The organism is Glutamicibacter sp. B1 (genome assembly GCF_039602135.1).
Taxonomy (GTDB): Bacteria; Actinomycetota; Actinomycetes; order Actinomycetales; family Micrococcaceae; genus Glutamicibacter; species Glutamicibacter ectropisis.
This window is the reverse complement of the sequence record NZ_CP125942.1, coordinates 471,737-497,358: the sequence shown is the minus strand read 5'-3', so window position 1 is coordinate 497,358 and position 25,622 is coordinate 471,737. Positions and strand designations below refer to the sequence as shown.

The following is a 25,622-nucleotide window of genomic DNA, read 5'->3' as shown; positions in this document are numbered from 1 at the left end:
TCATTGTTGGGTTTCATTGTTGCGGGCGCGTTCTAGAGCCTGCGGAGTATCGATGTCGTTGGTGGTTTCATCATCCACCGGCAGTTCGGCCAAATCCAGTGTGCCCAAGGAGGCGCGCACTGGGGCGTTGACCAGCCGATCGCCGAGTTCAGTGCAAGCGTCGGCGACGGCGGTCGTGCGATATATGCCGGCCAGCCACTGCAGGTAGCCTTGAGCATCGCGCAGCACCATTCCGTCGGCGGCGCGGCGATCGAGGTTTTCCAGGAGGGTGCCGATCACCGCGTCGGGGTGCTGAAGATCGCAGGCCAAAATCAGGCACCAGGGGTGATCCACGGCCGCGATTCCGGCGGCGATGCCAGCCAGCGGACCGGCGAAGGGCGGGTCTTCTCGCACGAGGGCGTCGGCCTTGGTGCCGGCGGGCGAATCGCCGATCACCACCACGCGCTGTGCCCCTGCACGACGGGCAGCATCGATGACCCGATCTACGAGGCGCTGGCCGTGCAGCAATAGTTCAGGCTTGTTCGCACCGCCGAGCCGGGTGCCGCGGCCGCCGGCGAGGATGAGGGCGTCGAAGGTGATGGTCATGGCGCGGTCCGTAGTACCTCGACGGTGTCACCTGGGTGTACCTGTTGGATGCCGTCGGGGATCAGCGCGTAGCCTTGGGCAGCGCCGAAGCCTCCGACCGAATGGGAGATGCGCCCGGCGGCCACTGCGGGGGCACAGCGCAGACTCTGGCCGTGCTCGAACACGATGGGCAAAACCTGCAACCGGTTGCCTGCGGTGCTCCACCCTACGGCAGCCACGGCCTGCAGTCGGGGGCGTTGCAGCTGGCCATGACCCTGCATGGCGCGCAGTGCGGGGCGCACGAAGAGTTCGAAGCTGACCGCGGCGCTGACCGGGTTTCCGGGCAGGGCAAAAATCATCGCGCCACCGATTAACCGGCCGGCGCACTGAGGCTGACCTGGCCGTACGCGCACGCGGGTGGCGTAAACACGAGGCTGATCGGCCAACACCTTGCGCATCACGTCATAATCCCCCGGGCCCACCCCGCCGGTACTCAGGATCGCGTCGTGCGTGGCGGAAAGTTCAGCAAGCTTCGCGCGCACGAGGTGTTCGTCGTCCACACAGTGCGCGATCGTGGCCGCGGTGATGCCCGATTCGGCAAGCAGCCCGGACATCAGGAAGGAATTGCTCTCCGGGATCTGACCGCGGGCCAGTTCTTCACCCGGCGAGCGCAATTCGGCGCCGGTGATCAACACGGCGACCCGAGGCGAGGTGCGTACGCTCAGTTCGCTGGCCCCGGCAGCTGCCAGCGCGGAGAGTCGGGCCGCGGTCAGTTCTTCGCCGGTGCGGGCGATCAGCTCGCCAGCAGTGCGGTCTTCACCGGCTGCACGCACGTCCTTGCCAGCGGGTACCGGCAGATTGACCTGCACGGTGGACACATCCCAGCCAGTGGTCGCGGCGCTGGTGTCCTCGATGCGCACCACCGCATCGGCAGTGCTGGGCAGTGGGGCGCCGGTCATGATCTTCACGCACTGACCTGCTAAAAGTTCCGGGTCCCAGCTACTGCCGGCAGGAACTTCGCCGATCACCTCCAAGGTCGCTGGGGCGTTAGCCGTGTCGGCGCTGCGCACCGCAAACCCGTCCATCGCGGAGTTATCCCACAAGGGCATCGCGTGCCCGGCGAAGACATCGCTGGCGAGCACCGCTCCGTGTAGGGCCGGGCTGATCGGCACGGTCTTCACGGTGAGCGGGTGGACGAGGTCAAGTAGCCGGGCCAGGTGTTCGTCGACGCTGATGGCTTCATCGCGCTGGTGCTTCATTCTCGCTCTTTCTGGGCGGCGGCAGGAAGGGTGGCAACCACGGCGCGCATAAACCGGTTGACCGGGTTGGCAAAAACTTCTTGCACGCTGCCTGAGTCAACGATCTGCCCGCGGTCTAGGACCACCAGTTCGTCGGCCAGCGATTGGGTGTCGGCGGCGGAGTGCGAAATGAGGATGGCGCTGGTTGAGGTGCGGGTGAGCTCATCACGCACCAGTTGGCGCATATCCATGGCGGCCTCCACATCCAGGGAGGCGAAGGGTTCGTCGATCAAGAGCAGCTTGGGTCGGGCGGCGAGCGCACGGGCTAGGGCAATGCGCTGGCGTTGCCCGCCAGAGAGCGCGGCCGGACGCTGATGAGTCAGCTCTTCTAGGCCCAGTCGTTTCAGCCACCCTCGGGCCATTTCCAAGGCCGCCGGTTTAGCGATCCCCGAAGCGTGTGCCCCAAAAGCAATGTTCTTCAGCGCGTCCATATGCGGGAACAGGTGCGGTTCCTGGCTCAGCAGTCCCACCCCGCGCAGGTGCGGGGCCAGGTGCTGGTGTTCGTCGGCCAAGACTTTTGAATCAAGTTCGATCCGCCCGCCAGCAATTTTCTGGGTGCCGGCGATCGCGTTCACGATGGTGGACTTGCCTGCACCGCTGGGGCCCATGATCGCCAAGGTGGACCCGGCGCGCACCTGAAATTCCGCGTTGACCTCAAACCCGGTGCGCGGTACCTGCACATGTGCCCGGAGCCTCATTTGATCGCCCCCGGACGCCAAGCCCGCACGCACAAGAGCACCAGCACGGCGGTGGCCAGCAACAACAGGGAGAGTGCCACCGCGGTGTCCCGCCCGGTGCCCGCGCCGTTAAACGCGGTGTAGATCGCCAGCGGCATGGTCTGGGTGATCCCCGGAGCGTTGCCGGCAAATAGTGCGGTCGCCCCAAATTCGCCGATGGCCCGCGCAAAGCACAGGATCACCCCGGCGACCAGGCCAGGGGCGGCCAGTGGCAGGGTGACGCGGGAAAGGACCATCCAGCGTCCGGCGCCCAGGGTCGCGGCGGCCTGCTCGTACCCGGTACCGGCCGAACGCAGTGAGCCTTCCACCGAGAGCACCAGAAAAGGTAGGGCCACAAAACTTTGGGCGATCACCACGGCCGCGGTGGAAAAGGGTAGGGTGATCCCCCACAGTGAATCGATCAGTTGGCCGATCGGGCTGGTGCGCCCAAAGAGGAAGAGCAACGCAACCCCGCCGACCATTGGCGGCAAGACTAGTGGCACGGCGATCAGCGCACGCAAAAGTTGGGCGACCTTCGGGCTACTGCGGGCGATCAGCAGCGCTAATGGCACCCCGAGCAGCACACAGAGCGCGGTGGCCGCCACCCCGGTGCGTAAAGACAGCCACAGCGCGGATACCGCCTGCTCGCTGGTGGCATCAGCCAGCAGGGTGGACCAACTGGCCCGGCCAATCAGGGCCAGCAGGGGCAAAATCAACAGGGCCAGCCCCAGCACCGCAGGGGCCAGGGTGAAGGCCGGTACGCGCAGCCCGGTATCGCTAGCCATTGCCCTGGGCCGCCCCACTGCCAAAGCCGTAGTCGGTGAGGATCGCTTGGCCACGCTCGCCGATCACGAAGTCTACGAATTCTTGGGCCCCTGGCTGATCGGTCAGTGTGGCGATCGGGTAGCTGTTGACAACCTCGTCCGCCCCCTCGGGCACGATCGCGGCAAGCTGGGAATCGTCCTGCACGTCGGTGGCGTAAACCAACCCGGCGTCGGCTTCCCCGGCGGCCACCTTCTGCACCACCGCGCTCACGTTTTGCTCTTCACTGACCGGTTTCACGCTCACCGAAGCATTTTCCAGCAGCTGCGCGGAGGCATTTCCGCAAGGCACCTGCGAGGCGCAGAGCACGGTATTGGCGTCGGCTAAATCTTCGAGCGCTGTAATGTTGGCGGGATTGCCTTTGGGCACGGCGATCACCAGCGTATTGCTGGCAAAAATGACCGGTTCATGACCGAAGCCAGCCTCGGTGACCGTGGCCATATTCGCTTCGTCCGCGGAGGCAAAAACGTCTACTTCGGCCCCTTCGACGATCTGGGTCGCTAGGCTGGAGGACCCGTCATAGTTGATGCCGGCGATCTTCACCTCGGGGTGCTCGGCCTGAAATTCCTTGGCGATCTGCTCAAAAGCTCCGTGTAATGAGGCGGCCGCCGAAACGGTGATACTTTCTTGCTGTGCGGGTTGATCACTGGTGCAACCGGAGAGCGCTAGGGTGGCGGCGGTGCCTGCCAGCAATAATCGGGCAGCCCTCGGCCAAGATACGCGCATATGTTCTCCATTGGTTAAGCTTTGTGCCCCATGCTACAACTTTCGTGCGTTGATTTGCTGTTTTAGTCATCGAGCTTCCACCACCTTGCGCGGGCGGTTAAGCTGGTAGTTATGACAGTTTCACCCGCGGGGGATATCACCGACGCCCGCGGGCGGCCCCTGCATGATTTGCGGATCTCGGTCACCGACCGGTGCAATTTCCGTTGCGTGTATTGCATGCCCAAGGAAATTTTCGGCCGTGACTTCGCTTTTCGTGAGCGTTCGGAACTGCTGAGTTTTGAAGAGATCGAACGCCTGGCCCGGGTCAGTGTTTCGCTGGGGGTCACTAAATTACGGCTGACCGGTGGCGAACCCTTGTTACGCCGCGGCATCACCGAACTAGTTCAGAAGCTTGCACAGTTACGCACCCCGGAAGGTGCACCGGTGGATCTGGCGATGACCACCAATGGTTCGGCCCTGCCTAAAATGGCGCAGTCGCTGAAGGATGCGGGCCTGAACCGCGTGACTATTTCCTTGGATTCGCTCGATGATGCGAAGTTCAAAGCCATCAACGACGTGAACTTCCCGGTATCCCGCGTACTTGAAGCCATTGAGGTGGCCAAAGAGGTCGGGCTAGGTCCGGTAAAGATTAATACCGTGGTCAAGCGCGGGGTTAATGACGATGAGATCCTGACACTGGCCGAGCATTTCCGCGGCACCGGAGCCATCCTGCGCTTCATCGAATATATGGACGTGGGCACCACCAACGGGTGGAAGCTTGATGAGGTCTTGCCCTCGGCCGAGGTAGTTTCGATGATCAATGAGCGTTGGGATCTTCAGCCGGTGACCAAGACCGAACCGGGCGAAACGGCCAATCGCTGGCGCTATACCGATGGTGCCGGGGAAATTGGCGTGATTTCCAGTGTCACCAATGCTTTTTGTGGCAATTGCTCCCGCGCGCGAGTTTCCGCCGAAGGCCAGCTCTACACCTGCCTGTTTGCCGGGTCCGGATATGACCTGCGCAAGCTGATGCGCGAGGGAATCAGCGATGATCACTTGGCGAAGGCGCTGACCGGGCATTGGCGGAAGCGTGATGATAACTATTCCGAGCTGCGCGCCGCACTGACCCCGGGCAATCGCAAACGCATCGAGATGTCCTATATCGGGGGTTAGCGGAAATTTTTGCGGGCGTGCTTGATGGCCTGCGCGGCGACGATTTCAGCGTCTTGCCGGGCAAGGGGCGAATAAGCCACGTCGTCATCCCCGTAGAGGTCTTCAGCGATTTTCGCGGCCTCCTGCGGGTCGGCGATTTCTAATCGTGCAATCAGGAAGCTGAGATCCTCCATATCTCGCTCTCTGGCCGAACTGAGTTTCATGGCGAGCAGTGTCTGTGGTGAAGCTAGTTCGAGGCGATATTTACCGCCCACGGTTATTGGTATCCAACTCGCACCCGCGGGAATGAATGCAGTGGCAGAAGAGTTCAACCAGTCTCGTGGTAGCCCGCGCTCGTCAGCAATTTCCTGCACGATCTTTTCAATGGCAAGCACCGAAGAATATGATCCATCAATATCAATCGTGACGCGTCGATCCATACCGGATAAGGCCATGGCGGCACCACCAACTAGGGAAATAGTCTCCTGTATTCCGCTAGCTTCCAACCTGGAGTAGAGCTCGTTTAAGAGCTCCCGGATATCATCCAGGGCCAGTTCTACACGCATAGCTGGTCCAAGGAATTGTCCTTGAGGAAGATATTGAATTCTGCGAAACGCCGAGGCGTGCGCTTGATGGTCAGTGCCCGAAACTCATCGGTCAATTCCATGCGATCTTCGGCCGGGAACCAAGGATCTGCAAGCTTCGACCCCCAGCGTGGCGGTGTGGAGTGGTGGTGATCAAGGACCTCTCGGGCCCCAGCCGCAAGCAGCGCATCAAAATGTTGCGATCCAGTCGTCGGCGGCTTTTTGAGTCGGAAGGGCTTCATCGACTTGAGCCTCAGGAAGCAATCCATCGCAAGTTGCAGGGCAAACCGCGAATCGTCGTTATTAATTTCTTGAGCAATGGCTCGTGCTGCCTGATCTAAGACGGCCTGTGGCGTTTCAGCCGGTGCGTTCCACACAATATCCATGGTGGCCGCCACCCTCAGCGCGGCCCCCAGCTCAATTGTTTCCTTACCCAATTCCAGATCGCCAATGTATTTCCGAGATAGTCCACTCAGCTCAGCCAATGCTTGCTGGCTGAGCCCACGCGCGATGCGCGCCCCGCGAATGGCTTGGCCTAGCGTTTGAGCGGAATCTATCGTTTTCATGCCAACATTATGACACCGTACGGTAACAAAATGAAGAGGAGGTTTTTATGCCATGGTCTTCTGGCCATCAAGGGCTTCGCGGATGATATCTGCGTGCCCCGAATGCTGGGTGGTTTCGGCGACGATATGCAGCAGGGTGCGACGCACCGACCAGTGAGTGTCAACAAACCAGGGAGCTCCGGGCAGCTCATGCACCGCATCCAGATCTATGTCGGCGAGCAGTTCGTCGGTGGCAGCCGCAATCTGCGCGTAGTTTTCTAACAACGCTTCTAGGGTGTCTCCGACCTGCATACGAAATTCATTATGGAAAGCCTCGATCGCTTCGGGTGGCATCTGAGTGAAATCAGCACCATCCCAGGCCATGGCCACACGGCCCTTGACCATAAATTCCTGCCACTGCTTTTCGACCGCACTGACATGTTTAATCAATCCACCGAGGGTCAATTCGCTCACGGTGGTGCGCTGCGCGGCCTGTTGATCGCTCAGATTCTGAACGGTGAAACGCAGGAAATGTCGCGCGTTGGCTAGGGCCTGGAAGAGGTCGGCACGTTCGCCGCTCAAGGTGGTGTTGGTGATGGCCATGGTGCTCATGATTGCCTCCTGGCATAAGCTGCAGCCGGTATTTCCAGCTGGTAATAACCAGAGTAGAAGTGAAAAGTGCCAGTTTCTGTCCTAAATCAAGGCAGACTTAACCCATGAGTACTAGCACCCGATTTTTGCGTTTACTCTCGCTCTTACAGACCCATCGATACTGGTCCGGAGATGAGCTCGCCGAACGTTTGGATGTCAGCCTGCGCACGGTTCGCCGCGACATCGACCGACTGCGCGACTTGGGCTATCCGGTACAGGCCGATCGTGGCGTGGGTGGCGGTTATCAATTAGCTTCGGGAACCGCTTTGCCTCCCCTAGTACTCGACGATGACGAAGCCGTGGCATTAGTGGTGGCCTTGCAATCCACAGTGCACGGCGGGTCTTCCGCGCTGGCCGAGGCGGCCTTGATCGCCATGGGGAAAGTGGTGCCGGTACTACCTGCGAGGTTGCGAAAGCGGGCGCAAGCATTAACCGCGAGCACCGTTCCGCTCAATTCTTCGTCCTCCGCACCAGATCCGGTGGATCCGGCGGTGTTGGTGACCTTTGCCCAGGCGTGCCGAGATCACGAGCGGATCGCTTTCGACTACAAGGATGCCAAGGGGGTTCTCAGCTCACGACGGGTCGAACCGGTGCAACTAGTAAATGTGGGCAACCGCTACTATCTGGTGGCCTTTGATCTTGATCGGGATGATTGGCGCAGCTTCCGGGTGGACCGGGCGCAGAATCCTTCGCCGCGGGCATTGCGGTTCACACCGCGGGCGATACCAGGTGGGGACGCCGCCGGCTTCGTGCGCGCAGGGTTGCGCGGAAGCGGACAACCGGATGTGAGCGCGCGAGTGCAGGCCAGTGCCAAGGAGTTGGAGCCATTAATTGGACGCTGGTTTCAGATCGAAGCAATCGATACCGACAGCTGCCTGGTGCTTACCGAAAATACCGACCTGCGTTGGGCCGCTTTCGGTCTAGCCATGAGCCAAGCCAGGGTCAGCGACGTTCAACCTCGCGAGCTGAGAGAGCTTCTGGATTCGTGGATAGCAAACCTCGACTGACGGATAAGAAATTAACACGATGCAATCAGGCCCATAGCAGCCATTATCCGATCCGCCGAAAATCGATACCAACGATGACCGAGTAGCAGCAACGGTGTCAGAGTAGAACATCGGCCGAAAAACGAACGGGCTTTAAGTACGTAAAACGCATTATTTTCAGTCGTTCTTAACACGGTCCACCTATATTCCCATTTGGAGCTCCTGCCATGCGCGGACATTGCACCACTTCTGAGCGCGACCACGCACTGACAACTAAACTAAACAATTGTCCACAAATCCCTTCAAACAAGTTCGCAATAAGTTCCTCAGTGTCTCTTTTAACGAAGATTCTTTAATGCCATCTTTGATTTCAGACGTATACTTTTATCGGCGATCGAAAACGTAAAGGGGCCCAGAGTTGGTTAGCAGAGTTCCTACCGCAAAGATTCATTTCGACAAGAGCTTCTGGGGCAACTCAGGCAAACTCGTCCTTACCCTAGGGAAAAAAGACTATCTGCTCCGAAAGATCAAGAAATCCGAGTATGAGTACCTCATTTCTCGACAGCTAGAACAGCCAAAATTACTGGCACGAGTCAATGGTAGGGTTTATTGGCTCTTCCGAAATCAGTTCTATTCAGATTCAGATGGCCTCAAAGCCAGCGAAATCTATGCTGTGCTCGAAATGGAGCGACTTAAGAAACAACAAAAAGTCGAAAATGCCATGGCCCTCCAAAATCAAAAGTCTCAGCACGTTATACGACGAGGCATTCCTGACGACGTTAAATTACTAATAATGCATCGCGATGGAGGTAAATGCTGCCATTGTGGTTCTAACACTGAGCTCCAATACGACCACATCATTCCCCTATCTCGTGGAGGAAGTAGCAATCCCGAGAACTTGCAGTTACTGTGCGGACCGTGCAACAGATCAAAAGGCGCAAATCTGACAGTAAGAAGATTGGATTAGTCGGTCATTGACCGGCAAATTGTTGCCCAATCACGTGTGCGAACCGTCTACCTCCATGACCGACCGTCGGCTTCCTAAAGTGGTCATTTCCTTTATTGGGGTTTCATAATTCTGCTTGAGCCAGATGCCATGATGAAGCCCCTCAGCGCCGAAAAGCCCGACCCTTCACGTCTTCCCTCGAGGACATTCCTGCTACATTCATGTTTTGATTCATTGCATACTTAGCGCGAGGCGTGAACGTAAAAAGTAAGCCGGACTATAACCCAACCCATTCGGAACTGCCGGAACTGAAGTGCTGTTTCTTCCAGATCGGAACCTCGGCCTTGATGCGTTCCACCAGATTTTCGATGGCGTCGAACGCTTCCTTACGGTGTGCGGCCGCCGAAGCCGCCACCAGCGCGGCATCACCAATTTTCAACGGACCCACACGGTGCACGGCGGAGAGCTTGAGCCCAGTGCGTTCTTCTTCCTCAGCGATGATCTTCTCAAGGAAATCTTGTGCCTGCGGGTGGTGGGAGTAGTCCAAGGAGTTGACCGATTGCCCGCCATCGTGGTTGCGAATGATCCCGTGGAAGAGCACCACAGCACCGGCGGTGTCGGACTGTACAGCGTTGCGGACCGCAGCCTCGTCGATAGGTTCTTCGGTGATTAGCGCGTAGCTCATGCTCGGGCTCCTTCGGTGGGTGCGGGTTCGGCCAGTAACTGTGCAGCCACGTCAGCCAGTGCGGGAAGTCCGCCTTCAAGATACTTCGTGGTGATGCCTCGATTGGCAAGCAAGGAAGCTGCGCGTTGCGAGCGTGGGCCTCGGGCGCAGTAAACAATCACTTTCTCAGGGATCTGATCCAGTTCTGCGCCGGAATCAATGGCGGCTTCCAGCTCAGGAAGTGGCAGATGCAAGGAACCGGCAATGTGCTGCTGCGCGCGTTCATCAGCATTACGCACATCCAACAGGACCGGAGCATCGGGGGCAGTGAGTAATTCGGCGAGCGACTTGGCGCTGATGCCTTGGGCCTCGGGCAATGAACCGGAGCAGAAAAGGACGTAGTCAATGAGCTCGGTGACTTGCGTGCTGTGCGGATCCCGGGCAAACTCGAGGGTTCGAGTGCTGGCAGCTAGCGCATCGTAGATTAGCACCTTGCCCACCAGCGGATCGCCGATTCCCGCGATCAGCTTCAGCGCCTCGGTGGCCAAGAGCGAGCCGATCGTGCCACATAATCCGGGCAGGACTCCCCCAGCAGCACAGTCCGGAACGGTGCCCGGGGCAGGCGGCACCGGAAAGAGGTCGCGGTAGCCCGGACCGTACTCGTGCCAAGCCACCGACACTTGTCCGTGGTGCTGCAGAATGGAGCCCCAAATCAGCGGAATGCCCGAAAGCTGGGCAGCATCATTGGACAGGTAGCGCGTCGGGAAGTTGTCACTACCGTCAATGACCAAGTCATAATTCGCAAAGATCTCTAGCGCATTGGAAGAATCCAGGCGCAGGTTGTGCTCGATGATGCGCACGTTAGGATCCAACGCGGCGGCCGCTTGAGCCAGTGAGGTGGTCTTAGCCAGCCCGATATTGGCGGTGGTGTGCGTGATTTGGCGATGCAGGTTGGAGAGTTCCACAACGTCATCGTCGACGATGCCGATGGTGCCTACCCCGGCTCCGACCATATAGGGAACGCTGGCGCTGCCTAGTCCTCCGGCACCGATGACCAGAACCCGGGCTGCGGCAAGTCTGCGCTGTGCGGTGTCATCAAATCCGGGCAGGGTCAGTTGGCGCGCGGCTCGTGCAGCCTGGTCCTGGCTCAGTGCCGGCCCGGGGGCTACCAGTGCGGGAAAGTCGCGTTCGCTTTTCATCGTGCTCCTTATCGCTGTGGCGCGATAGCATGAAGTCATGTCGAAGATTACGATACGCTACTTCGCTGCCGCGGCGGCAGCGGCGGGCTGCGAGCAGGAGAGCTGGGAACGCCCACCAACGCTCGCGGCGCTACGTAGCGAACTGATCGATTCCTATGGGCCAGAAATGGCGCAGGTCTTGCGTGCGGGTAGCTTCCTGATCAACGGTGTGGTGCGCCGTGATGCCGGCGAACTGGGTCCGGAGGAAAATCTCACCGTGGATGTTCTACCACCATTTGCTGGCGGATAAGCGATGACCTGCACCCTAGAAAACCACCGCACCGAACTTGTTGCGCTGCTGTCCCCGGTCTTTGCCTCCCTTGGCAGTGAAGTACTGCCCGCTGGCAGTGTCGAGGCCAGTAATCGGATCCTCAGTCAGGACCTGTACGCGCAGTTACCGATCCCTGCCTTCACCAATTCGCAGATGGATGGCTACGCCGCACGCAGCGCGGATCTGGCTGAAGCAACCCCCGGATCGCCGATCTGTCTGCCGCTGGGATTCACCGCGGCCGCGGGCGACCCACAAATCACCTTGGCCGAGGGTACCGTCAGCCCGGTGATGACCGGCGCCATGATCCCTGCGGGGGCCGACACCGTGATCCCCGTCGAAGAATCGGTGGCGGGCAGCTTCCCTGACCTGGTTCGGGCTCATCAAGGTGAACCACATGGGTCTGCCGAATTCACCGCACCTAGCGAACCGGGCCGGTTCATACGAACCGCCGGCATTGATCTTGAAGCTGGCGCGCTGGTGGCCAAGGCCGGAACCCGGCTCACCCCCACCATGATCGCCGCCCTGGTATCCAGTGGCCTGCGTGAAGTTCCGGTCCGTCGCGCCTTGAAGGTGGCGGTGTGCACCACCGGTGATGAGCTCAGTGACGACCAGCGCTCGCAGGGCCAAATCCCGGATTCGAACTCCCCCATGCTCACCTCTTGGTTGCACCAGTACCAAATTCAGGTGCGCACCCTACAACTGCCCGATGATCCCGCGCGCTTTGCCCTGGCGATTGATGCACTGCAGGAACAAGTGGACCTGATCTTGACGGTGGGCGGTATCAGCGCCGGAGCCTACGAGGTCGTGAGCCAGGCGCTCTCACCCTTGGGTGGCACCTTTCACCATGTGGCGATCCAACCCGGTGGCCCACAGGGTTTCGCCCAACTGTCCCAGGCGGCCGTCCTGTGCTTCCCCGGCAACCCGGTCAGCGCACTCTTATCGGCAGAGCTGTTTTTAGCTCCGCTGCTTCGCCAGTTCAACGCCTTGCCAGAACCGGCGCCAAAGTCCTACCCGCTGGCTGGCGATGTCACTTCGCCCGAGCACAAGCATCAGGTACGCCGCGGCGTAATCAAGGATGGTGCTGTCGAAATCTTAGGCCCGGGATCGCACCTGGTCCACGACTTAGCCCGCGCCGACGCTTTGGTCCACATCCCGATCGGCGTCAGTAAGCTCAGCGCTGGGCAGCAAATTGAAACTTGGAGCATGAATGTCTGAAAAACTTACTCATCTGCGTGAAGATGGCAGCGCCCACATGGTCGATGTCAGCGACAAGGCAGTGACCAAGCGTGTTGCTACCGCTGAAGCCATCTTTGCCACCCGTGAAGATGTTATTCCGATGCTGATGACCGGTAACCTGCCCAAGGGTGAAGCTTTGGGCACCGCCCGAGTCGCGGGCATTATGGCAGCCAAACGCACCTGGGAACTGGTACCGCTATGCCACCCATTGCCGATCTCCAAGGTGTCCATCGACTTTGAGACCCAAGACGCTGCGGTGCGCGTCATCGCGCAGGTGACCACCAAGGGCGTAACCGGGGTGGAGATGGAAGCCTTGACGGCTGCGAGTGTGGCCGCGTTGACCCTGTATGACATGGTCAAGGCCGTGGATAAGCACGCCGAAGTGCGTTCGGTGAAGGTCCTAGCGAAGTCTGGTGGCAAGAGTGGCGACTGGGTTCGTGAAGACTAATCGTTTAGCCAGCGTCGTGGTTGCTTCAACCAGCGCTGCTGCAGGCACTGCCGAGGACAAAACTGGCCCATTGATCAGCCGGTGGCTGGTTGAGCGGGACTTCCAGGTGACTGCGCCTGTGGTGGTGGCCGACGGACAACCGGTGCACGACGCGGTCAAAAAACTGCTCAATTCCGGGGCACGCGTGGTGATCGTGACCGGTGGCACCGGGGTTTCCCCTGATGATCAGTCCCCCGAGATGGTTCAGCCGCTCTTGGATGTCCAGCTTCCGGGAATCATCGAGGCCATTCGTCGTCGCGGCGAAGCGTCCACGCCATTGGCCATCATCACCCGAGGGGTTGCTGGCTTTGCCGGTGAGACTTTTGTGATCACCCTGCCCGGTTCAACCGGTGGGGTTAAGGACGGGCTGGCCGTGTTGGATACCGTCTTGGAACACTTACTCACGCAACGAAGCGGTGGCTCCGGCCACGGACCACGCTAAAAACACACGAATTACTTTGATCAGGAAGTCTGAAGCATGAGCGTCGAACCCGGAATCTACCAACACTTCAAAGGACAGCGCTATGAAGTGCTGGCCGTGGGCAAACACAGCGAAACCGAAGAGCCCTTGGTCTTCTACCGCAAGCTCTATGATGACTACAGCTTCTGGGCCCGACCGCTGGAAATGTTTACCGAGCACGTCGAGCGCGATGGTTATAGCGGGCCGAGGTTCGCGAAGGTGGCTTAGGTTTCGGACATGGATTCAATCAATCCATCATGAAGGCACCGCGAGCTCAGCCCGCCATAAACCTACAAATCTTCTTGTCGCAAAACTCGATCTAGCGGTACCGAATCATTGAAAAGTACGGCTTGTACTCGCCTTTGTAATACGTGCAGATTTTCGTGCTCACGATCTTTTTCTTTTGCACGCTCAGTCCCGCAATTTTGGTTAGCGTAGTCGCCTGGCATTGCGCTTTGGTATCAAAGCTGCTCACCCAGTAGTGGTCGTACGCCTGTGCCGGAGACGCTGATAGTAGAATCCCTGCACTTAGCCCCACCGTAGCAAATACAGAAACAATCCGTGACTTAGTCTTCAAGATCCCGCTCCTCACATCGAAAATACGCACAACCAAACTAACGCCTTCGAATTCAGCAAGTCAACGCTGATGAATAATTGCTATTTCTGCACCCCCGAACTAATCCGCGATCTCTTGTGACCTGTTAGAGATGGTGCAATTCCTTTTGTTCGAGCTATCAGCTACAGATCGTTGTCTGCCTTGTTGTACCGTTCTAGCGCCAAGGCGAAGTCGCTAATTTGGTCCTTGCTCCATCCTTCCAAGCGTTCAATCACCGCAGCGCGGTGTACAGCAGCCGATGCATCAAGGCGCTCCTGACCAAGTTTGGTTAGTTCTAGAACGCGACCTCGTCCCGCTTCGGAATCGTCGTAGACCGCGTAGCCCAAGTCCAGCAACGTCCCCACTTGCCGAGAGACAGTTGAGCGGTTCAGCGAGAAGGCTTCGGCGATGTCGGTAGCACGTGTGCCGGGGGTATCGGCGATAAACCGCAGCAATGAATGCTCCACCATGCTCAGAGGCTCAGCCAATTGTCGTGCGCGCGAGTTGGCCCGTCGGGTGATCATCTGAATATGGTGATAGACGGATTCAATGTCCGCTTCGCGCTGTTTCCTGCTCATAATCCCGAGTCTAGTACGTGGTAGAGAACTCAAAATTTTATGTTGCATAATGCAACATAAGCGTTATTCTTAAAACATATGACTGCCACCGACACCATCACCCCCAGTACCCCCACCGCCAAACACTCCAACTCGGAACCGTCGAAGCCGAACACCCCAAAGCCCGCACCAAAAGGGTGGGGAAAGCTGGCACGAACCATGCTGATCCCCTTCTTCCTCTGTGCCATCATGGGCCTGTTCTACCTCGGCGCTTTCCATCAGCCGAGCCCACACAACGTACAAGTAGCTGTGGTTGGCGATTCGGCGGCGACCAAGGTTTTTGCGCAGAGTTTGCAAGATGAATCTGACGGCGCACTGAACGTGCGCACCGTTGAGAACAAAGATGTAGCCCAGCAGTTAGTCGCGGATCGCGAAATCGTCGCCGCTTATGAATCAACCGAAGATTCAGCAACGCTCTACGCATCCAGTGCGGCGTCGGAAACCTCGGTAAATATCGCCCAAAAAGTCTTCATGAACGTGGCCTACAAGCAAGGTCAGCCATTCCATGTACAGGACGTAGTGCCAGCTGGAGAACATGACAGCACCGGGCAGGGCCTGTTCTTCTTGCTTGTCGCATTGAGCATCGGCGGTTACGCCAGCGCCGTCCCCTTAGCCGGGTTCATGGGTAAGGTGAAGCTTCCAGTGCGTTTTGCCATGGCAGCAGTTGCTGCAGCAGTGATTGCGACAATCGCAGTTCTCGTCTCGGGTCCGATTTATCAGATTATCGACAATCACTTCACCAGCATTTGGCTAATCTCGTGGGTCTACGCAGCATCAATCATCATGCTTGGCATGGGCTTGCACCCGATGCTTCGTCACTGGACCACCCCGGTGTTGACCATGTGCTTTGTCGCCTTGAACTTCACTAGTTCCGGTGGCATTTTCCAGCCCGCAATGCAGCCAGGGTTCTTTGGTGCTCTCAATACTTTCTGGAACGGCGCCGGCTGGTTGCATGCCGTACAGACCTTGGTCTACTTCCCCGACCAGAGCATCGGCATGGATCTACTTAGACTCATTCTTTGGCTGATCCCAGGCATCGCCCTGATGTGCGCAACTCACGCATGGAGTGTTCATAAGACCCGCCTTGCCAACGAGAATGCAAAAATTGAAGAAGTAGAACGGACAGTGGCCGCCTAATCCGCAAACCACTGGTTCTCGCCACTTGCCCACCAATCGGTGAGCAGGTGGCGAGATTTTTATTCTGCGATATTCAACTGGCTTATCACGTGCGTTCGCACGTCTAAGAGCTCTTCGGCGTTGATGCCGTGAGCTAGGCCCGGGTAGATCCGCTCGGTCAGGGTGGAGTGCTGCGGCAAGAAATTACTGGTTCGTTCGATAGCGACCGGGGCGATAACTTGGTCTTGTTGTCCTCGGCCCCAGAAAACAGCAGGACGCTGTGCAGCGATAATTTCGTCGCCCGACTGATTCGAGCCCAAAACAAAACCACCAAGGATCGTGGTGGCGGCAACGCGTTCGGGACGCGTTCGTAGCAGCTGGCTTGCCATCAAGCCTCCCTGCGAGAAGCCGATGGGGATGACCTTGATTTCGGGGTCAAGATTTTCATCGACCCACGCCCAAATAATCTCCGTCGCCTGCTCCACCGGTGCCACTTCAGGAACACCTGGGGTCACGATGTTGAACCATGCAGCGCCACCGTTCCCTAATTCCAATGGCGCGCGGAGCGAAGCCCAGGGTAGCGACAGCCCCAATGGCTCGACAAGGGAGCTGAGATCATGTTCATTGGAGCCGAAGCCGTGCAGAAAGAGCAGAATCGCCCCCGAGCCTGGATTGTTGCTCCATTGCGTGCTGCGCACATCCTTAAGCTGCTGAGCCATGCTTGTCGAACCCTCTTCTGACACTTGAGAAAAATCCTTTATGCACAGCATAACGCAATAACTTGAAGCTTCAACCTAAAGGTGTGGCAGCTCTCTATGTCGGGGTGAATATCAACTTCAACCCTAGACAAGTTATAAAACTACTGTGATCATGTTCACATGCTACTTGCGAGTAATTAGTAGCTTCCCATCACTCCCACCGAAGGAAAACATGCAAAGACGCATTTTCTCCGGCCTGGCCGCCCTGTGCCTTGCCGCGGCTACGCTCATCGTCCCAGTCATTGGCACAAGCGCAGGAAACACCGCCCAAGCAGAAACCACGAACACTGCTTCACTGAATATCAGCCCGGTCGGCGCCAATAATTGGGACTGCACACCGAGTTCCAAACACCCCAATCCCGTGATTCTCGTCCACGGAACCTTTGAAACGATGGCCACCAACTGGCTAACGCTCTCCCCGACCCTCAAGCGCCGAGGGTACTGCGTTTTCGCACTCAACTACGGCCTTGAAAAGGGTCTTCCCGGAAGTGCCGATATCCGTCAGTCAGCAAGTCAGCTCAGTACTTTCGTAGACAAAGTACGTGCCGCAACCGGAGCAGCCAAAGTTGATCTCGTCGGACACAGCCAGGGCGGAATGATGCCACGTTGGTATCTGGGGCATATGGATGGAGCCAAGTACGTCGAGGATTTCGTCGCCATTTCCCCGTCAAACCATGGCACTCAAGGAATCATCGTTCCATCCAGTACGGGCATGAAATTGATCGGTGTTGTGGGAGCAGTCGCCTGCGATGCGTGCCTAGATCAAGTTGCTGGTAGTGAATTCTTGACCGAATTAAACTCCATCGGCGACACCGTTGCGGGGCCGGACTATACGGTCATTTCCACCAAATACGACGAGGTTGTCACCCCATACCGTTCGCAATTCCTCGATGGCCCTAAATCAAAGGTCACCAATATTGTGCTTCAGGACAAATGCCCGCTTGATCTCTCAGCACATATCTCGATCAACCATGATCCGGTGATGCATCGGCTGGTCCTCAACGCATTGGGCACCGATGGGCCGGCTAACCCGGCCTATCGCCCGTCCTGCTCCATCTAATTAGCGGGTGGAGATAAGGGCCTGTCGTACCTGATCGGCTGCCTGCAACAGTTGCGGCAGAACCGCTTGGGCGGCTTCGTGGGCATCTTGTTCGCCTGCCGGATGCACACTCATCGAAACGTTCATCGCGGCCACCACATCGTTATCGGCGTTAAAGATCGGTACCGCTACCGAACGCAGCCCAATCTCTAATTCCTGATCAACCACCGCGTAGCCCTGCGTACGGATCTTTTCCAGTTCCTTGCGCAGGGCCGCCACGGTCTTGATCCCCAGTCCGGTACGGGATTCGAATCCGCCGGCGAGTACCTCTTCACGAAGTTCCTCCGACCCGAAGGCTAAGAGCACTCGTCCCATGGAGGTGTTAACCGCTGGGAATCGGGTTCCCACCGAAATTCCAACACGCATAATCGAACGAGTGTGAACACGAGCTACATACACAATCTCGTTGCCATCAAGCACGGAGGCGGAGGCTGATTCATGGACCTTGGCCGATAAATCTTCAAGCACCGGTTCCATGAGTTGTGGCAAAGTGGCGCTGGAGAGATAGGCATACCCCAATTGCAGGACTTTGGAAGTCAGCTCAAAGTGCTTGCCATTCGAGCGTACGTACCCCAGTTCTTGGAGGGTGAGCAAGAAGCGTCGGGCGGTGGCGCGCGATAATTCGGTACGCGCGGCCACCTCGGAGAGCGTCATCGAAACATGTTCCGCATCGAAGCAACTGATGACGGCCAAACCTCGGGCCAGGGATTGGACCGACGTCGAAGGTGTTGCCTGCTCGCTCACCATACTCCTTGCACACAATGTATTAGTTGGGACTCCCCACTAATCTACTGTGTCTCTACGCCCACGTCAGTTCCACCGGCACCCTGGCCTGCAATTCATCAAAACTGATGCCATGTACCGAACGAACAAATACCTTGGCATCGCGAATTTCAAAGATGGCTAGTTCGGTGTAAATGCGCGAGACGCATCCCAACCCGGTCACCGGGTAGTTCAAGGTTTCGACCAGTTTTGATTCACCAGTTTTGGTGAACAGGCTCATCATCACCCAGGTCGCCTTAGCGCCGATCGCCAGATCCATGGCCCCACCCACGGCGGGAATTGCACCTTCGGCACCGGTGTGCCAGTTAGCCAAGTCGCCGGCCTGGGATACCTGGAATGCGCCGAGCACGCAGACATCTAGGTGTCCGCCACGCATCATCGCGAAGGAGTCAGCATGATGGAAGTAGGCAGCTCCGGGCAGTTCAGTGACTGGGATCTTGCCTGCGTTGATCAAGTCTTCATCGATGTCCTCGCCGGTGGCGACCGGACCCATTCCGAGCATGCCGTTTTCGGTGTGCAGGGTGACTTGCTGGTCGGCGGTGAGGAAATTCGAAACGTTGGTGGGCTGGCCGATGCCTAGGTTCACAAAGGCGCCGGCTGGAATATCGCGAGCTACCAATTGCGCCATGTCATCGCGGGTCAGCTTTTCTTCGGTGGTGCGCGTATCAGTCATTATTTTCCTCCTCCAAGGGCTACCACGGTGTCGACGTAGATCCCCGGAGTAATCACATGCTCCGGATCGATGCTTCCGACCTCGACCACTTCATCCACCTGCACGATGGCAGCCTTGGCCGCCGTGGCCATAATGGGGCCAAAGTTTCGTGCTGTTTTGCGGTAGACCAGATTGCCGAAGGTATCCGCCTTGAGCGCCTTAATGAGCGCAAAGTCGGCATGAATAGGTGTCTCCAAGACATAACCCTTGCCATCAATAACGCGGGTTTCTTTACCCTCGGCGAGCAGCGTGCCATAACCGGTAGGGGTGAAGAAGCCACCGATGCCGGCTCCTGCGGCACGAATGCGTTCAGCCAGATTGCCCTGGGGCACAAGTTCCAGTTCAATTTCACCGGCCCGGTAGGCCTCATCGAAGTGCCACGAGTCAGACTGTCGTGGGAAGGAGCAAATAATCTTTTTAACCCGGCGTTCCTTGATGAGCAAGGCGAGGCCCGCATCGGCTTGGCCGGCATTGTTGTTGACCACCGTCAGGTCGGTGGCGCCGCACTCCATGAGCGCGTCGATCAGTTCCATGGGTTGTCCGGCGTTGCCGAAGCCACCAATCAAGATGGTCGATCCATCACTGATTTCTGCGACGGCATCAGTCGCTGTACTGGCAATACGTGGTGCCATAATGATTCCCTCCTGTGGCTACTTTGTGGCGTTGACGTTTTCAATGACCACCGCGAGGCCCTGCCCCACGCCGATGCAGATGGCGGCCAAACCGTAGCGTTCGCCGGATTCGGCAAGTCGACGGGCTAGGGTCCCCAAGATGCGTAGCCCGGAGGCTCCCAGTGGGTGGCCGATAGCGATAGCTCCACCCCACGCGTTAAGGATTCTTGGGTCAATATCCCAGGCACGAATGCAGGCAAGGGACTGTGCCGCGAAGGCTTCATTCAATTCCACGGCAGCAATATCTGACCACTTCAGCCCGGCTTTGGACAGGGCCTTATTAGCTGCTTCAACCGGGGCAAAGCCAAAGAACTGCGGCTCCAAAGCAGAAGCGCCGTTGGAGACAATGCGCGCGATGGGAGCTTGACCTAGAAGCTCACCACCCTTTTCCGAACCGATAAAAGCGGCCGAAGCACCATCATTCATGGGCGAGGCATTACCAGCGGTGACCGTGGCGTTTTCGCCACTGCGGAATACGGTGCGTAGCTGCGAAAGCGTCTGTGCCGTTGAGCCTGCTCGGATGGTTTCGTCCCGGGTGACTTCGGTACCTCGTTTGTTAGCCGGAGGCACAGGAACCACTAGGTTGTCGTATTTTCCGGCGTCCCAGGCTGCAGCTGCCTGCTGGTGCGAGAGTGCGGAGAATTTGTCCTGGTCCTCGCGAGAAATGTTGTGCTTTTCGCGCAGTTGCTCGGTGGCTTCACCCAAGGAGACGGTCCATTCTCCTGGCATGGCCGGGTTGACCAAACGCCACCCAAGGGTGGTGTTGGCCAATTCGAGGTTGCTCATCGGGAAGGGACGCTCGGTTTTTGGCAAAACCCACGGAGCACGACTCATGGATTCAACGCCACCCACCAACACCAGATCGGCATCGCCGGTGGCTACCTGGCGGGAGGCCGCGATGGAAGCGTCCAACGAGGATCCGCACAAGCGGTTCATGGTGGTGCCAGGTAGTGAGGTGGGTAGCCCTGCAAGCAGTGTGGCCATACGCGCGACGTTACGGTTTTCTTCGCCGGCCCCGTTGGCATTACCAAAGATCGATTCATCGATGGTGTTCACATCAAGTTTGGGTGAGCGTGCGACTAGTTCTCGCACCACATGCGCGGCAAGGTCGTCGGGGCGGTGGCTAGATAGTGCGCCGCCAATTTTGCCGAAGGGGGTGCGAATTGCGTCGTACAGGTAGGCCTGCTGCATAGTCTCACTGCTCCATTGCTGAAAGATGTTCACGATGTGAACTTAAGTTCGTCTAATGAACTTTACCAGTCACGGAAAGTTGCTTCAAGGGGTGATTTAAAAAGTTCGCCTTGTGAACATTAGTGCGCTGAGTGAATTTAGTGCTAGGATCACAACGCTGTGATACCCATCACCCACACTGCATTGGGAGATCTCAAAGGAGCGACTCATGTCCTTACCGCAAACCGGTACTCAACAACTCAAGCTTGGTGGCTGGATAGCCGCGCTCTGCTTCTTCATCGTGGTCTTTGAGGGCTACGACATCGTCGCTTTGGGCGCCACCATTCCAGTACTGACCGATCCCAACATCGGCGGTTTCAGCGTGGGTGAGATGAACTGGGTCAACACCTTCTCACTGATCGGTGTGGGTGTGGGAGCAGCCATGATGGGACGGCTGGCAGACCGCTATGGGCGCCGTCGCCCACTGCTCATTGCCGTGCTGGTTTTCTCCGTCTTTACCTTGCTCTTCCCTTTCCTGCCCAACGCATTCTTGATGGGGACCTTCCGTTTCATCGCCGGTCTGGGCCTTGGCGGTTGCATGCCCGTGGCGCTAGCACTCATGCAGGAAAATGCCCCAGTAGGGCGACGCGCACTAGCCAATAACTTGCCGATGGTCGGCTATCACCTCGGGGCAGTCTTGGCCTCCCTGGCCGGCAAAGCCGCCGGAGTTCACTGGTCAGCACTGTACTTCCTCGGAGGCGGGCTGGGGCTGGCCCTCCTGGCACTGCTATGGTTCAAGCTTCCCGAAAGTGAAGTTGTCGCCAGCAACGAACGCACTTCAATCTCCGATGTGCTCAAGCCCCAATACTTGCGCACCTCCATCGGTTTGTGGATTGCCGCGTTCATGGGTTTGGTCTTGGTGTACGGTTTGAACGCTTGGCTGCCAAAGATCATGGGCGCGGCCGGCTACCCGGTAGCGGATTCGCTGACGATGCTCTTTGTGCTGAACCTCGGTGCCATCGCGGGTCTGCTTATCAGCGCCTATGCTGCCGATGCCAAGGGCATTAAGCTCGTCTCACTCATCTGGTTCGCAGCAGCGGCAGCGCTTCTGCTGATCCTGGCGATTCCTTTTGGAAGCCAGGTTCTTTTGACCGTCGTCCTGTTCGTAACCGGCGTCTTCGTTTTCAGCGCACAGTGCCTGATGTACGCCTACGCTGGGCACGTCTATCCACGCAATCTGGTTGCGACCGGCATCGGTTTAGCTTCAGGCATCGGGCGATTTGGTGCCATCATCGGCCCCTACATCACCGGTTTGATGGTAGCTGCCGGCACCGCCTACCCAGGAGCATTCTTCCTCTATGGCGGTGCCGCGCTGCTAGCGGTTGTGGTGATCGCCCAAATTCCAAAGCCACAACGGGCTTAACTCGTTCGCGAGGACTCGAAACGTCCCCACTATTAATCAGTCGGGTCTTGGCGGGGAGCGCGCAACGGAGGCGTCAATAGCGAGGCGGTGTCGTGCTCGTCCGAATATTTCAGGAACGATAGGTGGGCTTCATAGCGGTCTAGGACATCATTGATCACCTGGTCTCGTTCCAGACCCATTACGTCATAACCTTCTGAACCGGTTTGAGTGAAGACTTCCAACCTGAAGTACACGTCAATTTCACGGGACATCGTGCGACCACCGAAGGCGGGCACGGGGGCCTTGACGGCAGCCACTCGATAGTAGAAGTTACGGTATTCCGGAATATGAATGACCAGCGCATGTTCCGGAATATTGGTTTGCTCGTTCTCGGTGACATGCCGTTCGGCATGATAGCCCAACTGTTCAAATTCCTGCGCCACGTCCTGCAAAGCAGGCTGAATCACATTGTGCACGTACTTGAGCACCTGCTTATTTGATGGGTAGGCACGGAATTGTGCCATGCGTTGACGCCAGGTCTTGTCAGGCACTGCGCCACCGTGCATGGCAGCGGATTTACGTCGATTGGTACGCCCCTCACGTTCGGCGCGTTCCATCCGCAACACCTTGGAGAATGAGGCCATCACCAGATAGGCGATGATGGTCACCGGGAGCGCAAAGATCAAGGTCGCGTGCTCCATTGTGGTCACACCACCGGCGACCAGCATTGCCACGGTCAGCACCGCGGTGGCTAGCGCCCAGAAAATACGAAGCCACTTCGGCCCGTCTTGGGATGGATCTGGAATGGTGGAAGAGAAGTTGGACATCACCATGGCACCGGAGTTGGCGCTTGTTAGGTAGAACAGCAGTCCAGAAAGCGTAGCTAGTCCGATAAGGAATGGGGCTCCCGGGAACATTTCTAGTAGGGCGTACCACCCATGTTCAGGCTCAGCCATGGCCTGCTCGGCGAATCCGGTATTGCCGTCCATGACTACCTTGAGTGCGCTGTTTCCGAAGATCGAAACAATCAAGAAATCGCAGAGCACCGGAGCGGTGATGGCTGCGATAACGAACTCACGCAGCGTACGTCCGCGGGAAATACGCGCCAAGAACATTCCAACGAAGGGACCCCAAGCGAGCCAGAATGCCCAGAAGAACAGCGTCCAGCTGGCCATCCATTCGGAGCCGTCACTTTCATAGGCGAAGGTCTGCAAAGTTCGTTCTGGCAGAGTAAAAATGAACCTGCCAATGTTCTCTACTAACGCGGTGAGCAGGAAAGATGTTTTCCCGGTGACGAGGATGTAGAGCATCATCGCCGCTGCAGACCATAGGTTGAGCTCCGAGATCACGCGGATGCCTTTATCCACTCCGGAGGTACAGGCGGCGATGGTGAGGATCACAGCCACCGCGATCAGGGCAATCTGCAGTGCTAGCCCCTCGGGAAGTCCAAAGATCAGCGAGAATCCAACGTTGAGCAGGACAACGCCAATACCCATCGAGGTCGCAACGCCGAAGACCGTTCCAACTAGGGCGAAGATGTCGATAACATCTCCGGTGGCACCACGAACGCGTTTGCCTAAGAGCGGATAGAGGGCCGCCCTAATGGACAGCGGCATACCCCAACGGTAGGCAAAATATCCCATGGCCATGCCCAGCAATGCATACATGGCCCAACCGGCCACACCATAGTGGAACATGGTCCAGACCACGGCGTCTTGGGCAGCCGCCGCAGACTCAGGATCAGCAGCTGGCGGTGTCATGTACTGCGTGATGGGCCCGGTGACCGAGTAGAAGAGCATGTCGATGCCAACACCGGCGGCAAAGAGCATGGCCACCCAGGTCACCAAGTTATATTGTGGCCGTGAGTGATCCGGCCCCAATCTCACGCTGCCTTCCTTGGAGAACGCAACCCACAAAACAAAGAGCACCACCAGCGTGACCGTGAGGACATAGAACCAGCCGAGATTGGTGGAAATCCAATCAACAGTGGAGCTCATCGTGGAGGCAGCGCTAACAGGCGCGAACATGGCCCAGAGCGAGAAGCCGAGAATAACGATCGCCGCAATGACAAAGACACGCCAGTTGACCTTGGTGCCTGTGTGCTTGGCTAGTTCTTTGGGACCTTTACTCAGCTCAGTGCTGGTAATGGGAGGTCGGTTCTGATCATTGTCGGGACTTTTTCGACTTCTGTGGACTCCGAACTGGCTTCGTTCGATGGCCGGTTGGAGGTAATCGTCTCCATCATTGTGTGGGGTACGATTCTCAGGCACTTAGCGCTCCTTGATGTATCTAGTGGGAATGGTTTCAAGGAACCGGAGATCGACGGCGATCACCTTCTTTGCGCGTTCAGGGTACATTTTTCAGTGTGGAGATCCCGGGCCCTATGTGCCTAGGGTACAGGTTCGCCCGATTCACTGGATTAGAGTTATGCCATGGCCAACTCTCCTAGCGGGGATTCAATGCTGGACCGATTGGTACGAATCCTTGACTCCTTTGACGCTAAAAACCACTCGCTCAGTGTGCGCGTTTTGGCTCGGCGAGCCGACATTCCGCTGGCAAGCATGTACCGGTTGCTGGACTCGTTGGTGGAACATGATTTGCTCAGTCGCGATGATTCCGGTCAAGTGCGACTGGGATTACGGCTTTGGGAATTAGCCAATCGTAGTGCCGCGACCGGGGACCTGCGCACCGCGGCGCTGCCCTTCATGGAAGACATCAACCAACTCTTGGGGCAAAACACTCAACTCTCGGTACTGCATCAAGATGAGGTGCTGATCATTGAGCGGCTTTCGCGCCCCGGTTCGGTGGTCAACCAGGCCAATGTCGCAGGCCGCATGCCGGTGCAACGCACGTCCATGGGGATGGCCCTGCTGGCTTTTTCTCGACCTGAAGTCATTGCCGATTTTTTGTCCCGTCACCAGGCGGTCATGACGGCCACGCACCCAGATTTCCGTGCGGAAATGGCCGAGATTCGCCGCACCGGTTATGCCTCATTTGATGGGTTCATCGATCCGGAAACTACCGGTGTTGCCGCGCCAATTCTCGATGAGGCGGGTTATCAACTGGCCGTGATCTCGGTCGTACTCCCCCGCGAAACTCGTACCGTTCAGTCTGCTGGCTTGGCGTTGCGGACCGCTGCACGAGGAATCTCTAGGGCGCTGCAAATGGGTGGATCGTTGTAACCAGCCGGGATTCCTCTTTGTAGGTTCATTGCCTTCGCCATCGGCAGCTTTTCTTATTCAATGAGAATGGAGCTGATGTGACGTAGCCGACGCGCGCATCCTTATACAAGATTCCTTATTCTTGACCCGCGTCGGACCCCAGCACTGCAGCTGGATGGCACCTGCTGGTCCCGGCACAGACAGGTAGGGTCC

Annotated in this window: 29 protein-coding genes; 12 read left to right on the top strand and 17 right to left on the bottom strand. The window is 57.8% G+C overall.

Going from position 1 to position 25,622, the window contains the following annotated elements; translation table 11 throughout:
- From mobA to modA, 5 genes are read right to left on the bottom strand one after another with little or no spacing between them, the layout of a single operon-like run.
- Entirely contained in the window at positions 1-585 is a 585-nt protein-coding gene (mobA, locus tag QMQ05_RS02350) for a molybdenum cofactor guanylyltransferase (RefSeq protein WP_345472699.1), read from the bottom strand.
- The gene (locus tag QMQ05_RS02345; RefSeq protein ID WP_345472697.1) at positions 582-1,823 is read right to left on the bottom strand and encodes a molybdopterin molybdotransferase MoeA; all 1,242 of its coding nucleotides are present in this window, start codon (positions 1,821-1,823) and stop codon (positions 582-584) included. The genes mobA and QMQ05_RS02345 overlap by 4 nt, the downstream gene beginning before the upstream one ends.
- On the bottom strand, positions 1,820-2,542 hold the full coding sequence (locus tag QMQ05_RS02340; RefSeq protein WP_345472695.1) for an ATP-binding cassette domain-containing protein: 723 nt from the start codon (positions 2,540-2,542) through the stop codon (positions 1,820-1,822). Before QMQ05_RS02340 ends, QMQ05_RS02345 begins: the two co-directional genes overlap by 4 nt.
- Before the next feature lie 14 nt (positions 2,543-2,556).
- Positions 2,557-3,363, bottom strand: coding sequence for an ABC transporter permease (locus QMQ05_RS02335; RefSeq protein ID WP_345472693.1), 807 nt, complete (start codon positions 3,361-3,363; stop codon positions 2,557-2,559).
- The gene (gene modA / locus QMQ05_RS02330) at positions 3,356-4,126 is read right to left on the bottom strand and encodes a molybdate ABC transporter substrate-binding protein (RefSeq protein WP_345472691.1); all 771 of its coding nucleotides are present in this window, start codon (positions 4,124-4,126) and stop codon (positions 3,356-3,358) included. Before modA ends, QMQ05_RS02335 begins: the two co-directional genes overlap by 8 nt.
- Before the next feature lie 111 nt (positions 4,127-4,237).
- Between modA and moaA the strand changes: the two genes are divergently transcribed.
- Positions 4,238-5,278 carry a GTP 3',8-cyclase MoaA gene (gene moaA / locus QMQ05_RS02325; RefSeq protein ID WP_345472689.1) on the top strand — a complete coding sequence of 347 codons (1,041 nt, stop codon included), beginning with the start codon at positions 4,238-4,240 and terminating at the stop codon, positions 5,276-5,278.
- On the opposite strand, the gene QMQ05_RS02320 is transcribed toward moaA, so the two are convergent.
- The 3 genes from QMQ05_RS02320 to QMQ05_RS02310 are packed head-to-tail and all read right to left on the bottom strand — an operon-like array spanning position 5,275 to position 6,998.
- A complete protein-coding gene (locus QMQ05_RS02320) occupies positions 5,275-5,823 on the bottom strand; it encodes a DUF6036 family nucleotidyltransferase (protein ID WP_345472687.1) in 549 nt (182 codons plus the stop codon). The two genes, moaA and QMQ05_RS02320, sit on opposite strands and share 4 nt — an antisense overlap.
- Positions 5,814-6,407: a helix-turn-helix domain-containing protein gene (locus QMQ05_RS02315; RefSeq protein ID WP_345472685.1), complete on the bottom strand. Its 594-nt coding sequence runs from the start codon at positions 6,405-6,407 to the stop codon at positions 5,814-5,816. Before QMQ05_RS02315 ends, QMQ05_RS02320 begins: the two co-directional genes overlap by 10 nt.
- A 45-nt stretch (positions 6,408-6,452) precedes the next feature.
- Complete coding sequence (locus tag QMQ05_RS02310) at positions 6,453-6,998, bottom strand: DinB family protein (protein ID WP_345472683.1); 546 nt, start codon at positions 6,996-6,998, stop codon at positions 6,453-6,455.
- 104 nt (positions 6,999-7,102) lie between these two features.
- Here QMQ05_RS02310 and QMQ05_RS02305 point away from each other — a divergent pair, with 104 nt between their 5' ends.
- Both QMQ05_RS02305 and QMQ05_RS02300 read left to right on the top strand, forming a co-directional pair.
- Positions 7,103-8,044, top strand: a complete 942-nt coding sequence (locus QMQ05_RS02305) for a helix-turn-helix transcriptional regulator (RefSeq protein WP_345472681.1) — start codon at positions 7,103-7,105, stop codon at positions 8,042-8,044.
- 661 nt (positions 8,045-8,705) lie between these two features.
- Complete coding sequence (locus QMQ05_RS02300; protein ID WP_345474603.1) at positions 8,706-8,990, top strand: HNH endonuclease; 285 nt, start codon at positions 8,706-8,708, stop codon at positions 8,988-8,990.
- A gap of 256 nt (positions 8,991-9,246) precedes the next feature.
- Here the strand turns inward: QMQ05_RS02300 and QMQ05_RS02295 are convergent, their stop codons facing one another.
- Positions 9,247-9,654, bottom strand: coding sequence for a molybdenum cofactor biosynthesis protein MoaE (locus QMQ05_RS02295; protein WP_345472679.1), 408 nt, complete (start codon positions 9,652-9,654; stop codon positions 9,247-9,249).
- Complete coding sequence (locus tag QMQ05_RS02290; protein ID WP_345472677.1) at positions 9,651-10,832, bottom strand: ThiF family adenylyltransferase; 1,182 nt, start codon at positions 10,830-10,832, stop codon at positions 9,651-9,653. Before QMQ05_RS02290 ends, QMQ05_RS02295 begins: the two co-directional genes overlap by 4 nt.
- Before the next feature lie 37 nt (positions 10,833-10,869).
- On the opposite strand from QMQ05_RS02290, the gene QMQ05_RS02285 reads away from it, so the two are divergent.
- Genes QMQ05_RS02285 through QMQ05_RS02265 form a run of 5 tightly spaced genes read left to right on the top strand, consistent with a single transcriptional unit; the run spans position 10,870 to position 13,553 of the window.
- Positions 10,870-11,121 carry a MoaD/ThiS family protein gene (locus QMQ05_RS02285; RefSeq protein ID WP_058256264.1) on the top strand — a complete coding sequence of 84 codons (252 nt, stop codon included), beginning with the start codon at positions 10,870-10,872 and terminating at the stop codon, positions 11,119-11,121.
- Positions 11,122-11,124: 3 nt separating this feature from the next.
- On the top strand, positions 11,125-12,357 hold the full coding sequence (locus QMQ05_RS02280; RefSeq protein WP_345472673.1) for a molybdopterin molybdotransferase MoeA: 1,233 nt from the start codon (positions 11,125-11,127) through the stop codon (positions 12,355-12,357).
- On the top strand, positions 12,350-12,826 hold the full coding sequence (gene moaC, locus QMQ05_RS02275; RefSeq protein WP_345472671.1) for a cyclic pyranopterin monophosphate synthase MoaC: 477 nt from the start codon (positions 12,350-12,352) through the stop codon (positions 12,824-12,826). Before QMQ05_RS02280 ends, moaC begins: the two co-directional genes overlap by 8 nt.
- Positions 12,816-13,307: a MogA/MoaB family molybdenum cofactor biosynthesis protein gene (locus QMQ05_RS02270; protein ID WP_345472669.1), complete on the top strand. Its 492-nt coding sequence runs from the start codon at positions 12,816-12,818 to the stop codon at positions 13,305-13,307. Before moaC ends, QMQ05_RS02270 begins: the two co-directional genes overlap by 11 nt.
- Before the next feature lie 36 nt (positions 13,308-13,343).
- Positions 13,344-13,553 (top strand): DUF1653 domain-containing protein, encoded by a 210-nt coding sequence (locus tag QMQ05_RS02265; protein WP_058256260.1) that lies wholly within the window; start codon positions 13,344-13,346, stop codon positions 13,551-13,553.
- A gap of 510 nt (positions 13,554-14,063) precedes the next feature.
- Here QMQ05_RS02265 and QMQ05_RS02260 read toward each other — a convergent pair.
- Positions 14,064-14,498: a MarR family winged helix-turn-helix transcriptional regulator gene (locus tag QMQ05_RS02260; RefSeq protein WP_345472667.1), complete on the bottom strand. Its 435-nt coding sequence runs from the start codon at positions 14,496-14,498 to the stop codon at positions 14,064-14,066.
- A gap of 78 nt (positions 14,499-14,576) precedes the next feature.
- Between QMQ05_RS02260 and QMQ05_RS02255 the strand changes: the two genes are divergently transcribed.
- Positions 14,577-15,674 (top strand): ABC transporter permease, encoded by a 1,098-nt coding sequence (locus QMQ05_RS02255; RefSeq protein WP_345472665.1) that lies wholly within the window; start codon positions 14,577-14,579, stop codon positions 15,672-15,674.
- A gap of 59 nt (positions 15,675-15,733) precedes the next feature.
- On the opposite strand, the gene QMQ05_RS02250 is transcribed toward QMQ05_RS02255, so the two are convergent.
- Positions 15,734-16,372, bottom strand: a complete 639-nt coding sequence (locus tag QMQ05_RS02250) for an alpha/beta hydrolase (RefSeq protein WP_345472663.1) — start codon at positions 16,370-16,372, stop codon at positions 15,734-15,736.
- Between the two features lie 211 nt (positions 16,373-16,583).
- Here QMQ05_RS02250 and QMQ05_RS02245 point away from each other — a divergent pair, with 211 nt between their 5' ends.
- Complete coding sequence (locus QMQ05_RS02245) at positions 16,584-17,471, top strand: esterase/lipase family protein (RefSeq protein ID WP_345472661.1); 888 nt, start codon at positions 16,584-16,586, stop codon at positions 17,469-17,471.
- On the opposite strand, the gene QMQ05_RS02240 is transcribed toward QMQ05_RS02245, so the two are convergent.
- From QMQ05_RS02240 to QMQ05_RS02225, 4 genes are read right to left on the bottom strand one after another with little or no spacing between them, the layout of a single operon-like run.
- Positions 17,472-18,257: an IclR family transcriptional regulator domain-containing protein gene (locus QMQ05_RS02240; RefSeq protein WP_345472659.1), complete on the bottom strand. Its 786-nt coding sequence runs from the start codon at positions 18,255-18,257 to the stop codon at positions 17,472-17,474.
- 52 nt (positions 18,258-18,309) lie between these two features.
- Complete coding sequence (locus QMQ05_RS02235) at positions 18,310-18,966, bottom strand: 3-oxoacid CoA-transferase subunit B (protein WP_345472657.1); 657 nt, start codon at positions 18,964-18,966, stop codon at positions 18,310-18,312.
- Entirely contained in the window at positions 18,966-19,637 is a 672-nt protein-coding gene (locus QMQ05_RS02230) for a 3-oxoacid CoA-transferase subunit A (RefSeq protein WP_058256252.1), read from the bottom strand. The genes QMQ05_RS02235 and QMQ05_RS02230 overlap by 1 nt, the downstream gene beginning before the upstream one ends.
- 18 nt (positions 19,638-19,655) lie before the next feature.
- Complete coding sequence (locus QMQ05_RS02225; protein ID WP_345474601.1) at positions 19,656-20,867, bottom strand: thiolase family protein; 1,212 nt, start codon at positions 20,865-20,867, stop codon at positions 19,656-19,658.
- 208 nt (positions 20,868-21,075) lie between these two features.
- Between QMQ05_RS02225 and QMQ05_RS02220 the strand changes: the two genes are divergently transcribed.
- Positions 21,076-22,269, top strand: coding sequence for an MFS transporter (locus tag QMQ05_RS02220; protein ID WP_345472653.1), 1,194 nt, complete (start codon positions 21,076-21,078; stop codon positions 22,267-22,269).
- Between the two features lie 32 nt (positions 22,270-22,301).
- On the opposite strand, the gene betT is transcribed toward QMQ05_RS02220, so the two are convergent.
- On the bottom strand, positions 22,302-24,518 hold the full coding sequence (gene betT, locus QMQ05_RS02215; RefSeq protein WP_345472651.1) for a choline BCCT transporter BetT: 2,217 nt from the start codon (positions 24,516-24,518) through the stop codon (positions 22,302-22,304).
- Between the two features lie 162 nt (positions 24,519-24,680).
- On the opposite strand from betT, the gene QMQ05_RS02210 reads away from it, so the two are divergent.
- Positions 24,681-25,430, top strand: coding sequence for an IclR family transcriptional regulator (locus QMQ05_RS02210; protein ID WP_345472649.1), 750 nt, complete (start codon positions 24,681-24,683; stop codon positions 25,428-25,430).
- The last annotated feature ends 192 nt before the right edge of the window (positions 25,431-25,622 follow it).

Excerpts from the sequence above, each read along its gene's own strand:
- QMQ05_RS02315 (WP_345472685.1), bottom strand. The coding sequence starts at position 6,407 with ATGAAAACGATAGATTCCGCTCAAACGCTAGGCCAAGCCATTCGCGGG.
- QMQ05_RS02265 (WP_058256260.1), top strand. The coding sequence starts at position 13,344 with ATGAGCGTCGAACCCGGAATCTACCAACACTTCAAAGGACAGCGCTAT.
- QMQ05_RS02225 (WP_345474601.1), bottom strand. The coding sequence starts at position 20,867 with ATGCAGCAGGCCTACCTGTACGACGCAATTCGCACCCCCTTCGGCAAA.
- QMQ05_RS02290 (WP_345472677.1), bottom strand. The coding sequence starts at position 10,832 with ATGAAAAGCGAACGCGACTTTCCCGCACTGGTAGCCCCCGGGCCGGCA.
- mobA (WP_345472699.1), bottom strand. The coding sequence starts at position 585 with ATGACCATCACCTTCGACGCCCTCATCCTCGCCGGCGGCCGCGGCACC.
- QMQ05_RS02230 (WP_058256252.1), bottom strand. The coding sequence starts at position 19,637 with ATGGCACCACGTATTGCCAGTACAGCGACTGATGCCGTCGCAGAAATC.
- QMQ05_RS02210 (WP_345472649.1), top strand. The coding sequence starts at position 24,681 with ATGGCCAACTCTCCTAGCGGGGATTCAATGCTGGACCGATTGGTACGA.
- QMQ05_RS02300 (WP_345474603.1), top strand. The coding sequence starts at position 8,706 with ATGGAGCGACTTAAGAAACAACAAAAAGTCGAAAATGCCATGGCCCTC.
- QMQ05_RS02240 (WP_345472659.1), bottom strand. The coding sequence starts at position 18,257 with ATGGTGAGCGAGCAGGCAACACCTTCGACGTCGGTCCAATCCCTGGCC.
- QMQ05_RS02285 (WP_058256264.1), top strand. The coding sequence starts at position 10,870 with ATGTCGAAGATTACGATACGCTACTTCGCTGCCGCGGCGGCAGCGGCG.
- QMQ05_RS02345 (WP_345472697.1), bottom strand. The coding sequence starts at position 1,823 with ATGAAGCACCAGCGCGATGAAGCCATCAGCGTCGACGAACACCTGGCC.
- QMQ05_RS02305 (WP_345472681.1), top strand. The coding sequence starts at position 7,103 with ATGAGTACTAGCACCCGATTTTTGCGTTTACTCTCGCTCTTACAGACC.
- QMQ05_RS02280 (WP_345472673.1), top strand. The coding sequence starts at position 11,125 with ATGACCTGCACCCTAGAAAACCACCGCACCGAACTTGTTGCGCTGCTG.
- QMQ05_RS02295 (WP_345472679.1), bottom strand. The coding sequence starts at position 9,654 with ATGAGCTACGCGCTAATCACCGAAGAACCTATCGACGAGGCTGCGGTC.
- QMQ05_RS02235 (WP_345472657.1), bottom strand. The coding sequence starts at position 18,966 with ATGACTGATACGCGCACCACCGAAGAAAAGCTGACCCGCGATGACATG.
- QMQ05_RS02260 (WP_345472667.1), bottom strand. The coding sequence starts at position 14,498 with ATGAGCAGGAAACAGCGCGAAGCGGACATTGAATCCGTCTATCACCAT.
- QMQ05_RS02320 (WP_345472687.1), bottom strand. The coding sequence starts at position 5,823 with ATGCGTGTAGAACTGGCCCTGGATGATATCCGGGAGCTCTTAAACGAG.
- QMQ05_RS02335 (WP_345472693.1), bottom strand. The coding sequence starts at position 3,363 with ATGGCTAGCGATACCGGGCTGCGCGTACCGGCCTTCACCCTGGCCCCT.
- modA (WP_345472691.1), bottom strand. The coding sequence starts at position 4,126 with ATGCGCGTATCTTGGCCGAGGGCTGCCCGATTATTGCTGGCAGGCACC.
- moaC (WP_345472671.1), top strand. The coding sequence starts at position 12,350 with ATGTCTGAAAAACTTACTCATCTGCGTGAAGATGGCAGCGCCCACATG.
- QMQ05_RS02245 (WP_345472661.1), top strand. The coding sequence starts at position 16,584 with ATGCAAAGACGCATTTTCTCCGGCCTGGCCGCCCTGTGCCTTGCCGCG.
- QMQ05_RS02310 (WP_345472683.1), bottom strand. The coding sequence starts at position 6,998 with ATGAGCACCATGGCCATCACCAACACCACCTTGAGCGGCGAACGTGCC.
- QMQ05_RS02220 (WP_345472653.1), top strand. The coding sequence starts at position 21,076 with ATGTCCTTACCGCAAACCGGTACTCAACAACTCAAGCTTGGTGGCTGG.
- moaA (WP_345472689.1), top strand. The coding sequence starts at position 4,238 with ATGACAGTTTCACCCGCGGGGGATATCACCGACGCCCGCGGGCGGCCC.
- QMQ05_RS02255 (WP_345472665.1), top strand. The coding sequence starts at position 14,577 with ATGACTGCCACCGACACCATCACCCCCAGTACCCCCACCGCCAAACAC.
- QMQ05_RS02250 (WP_345472663.1), bottom strand. The coding sequence starts at position 16,372 with ATGGCTCAGCAGCTTAAGGATGTGCGCAGCACGCAATGGAGCAACAAT.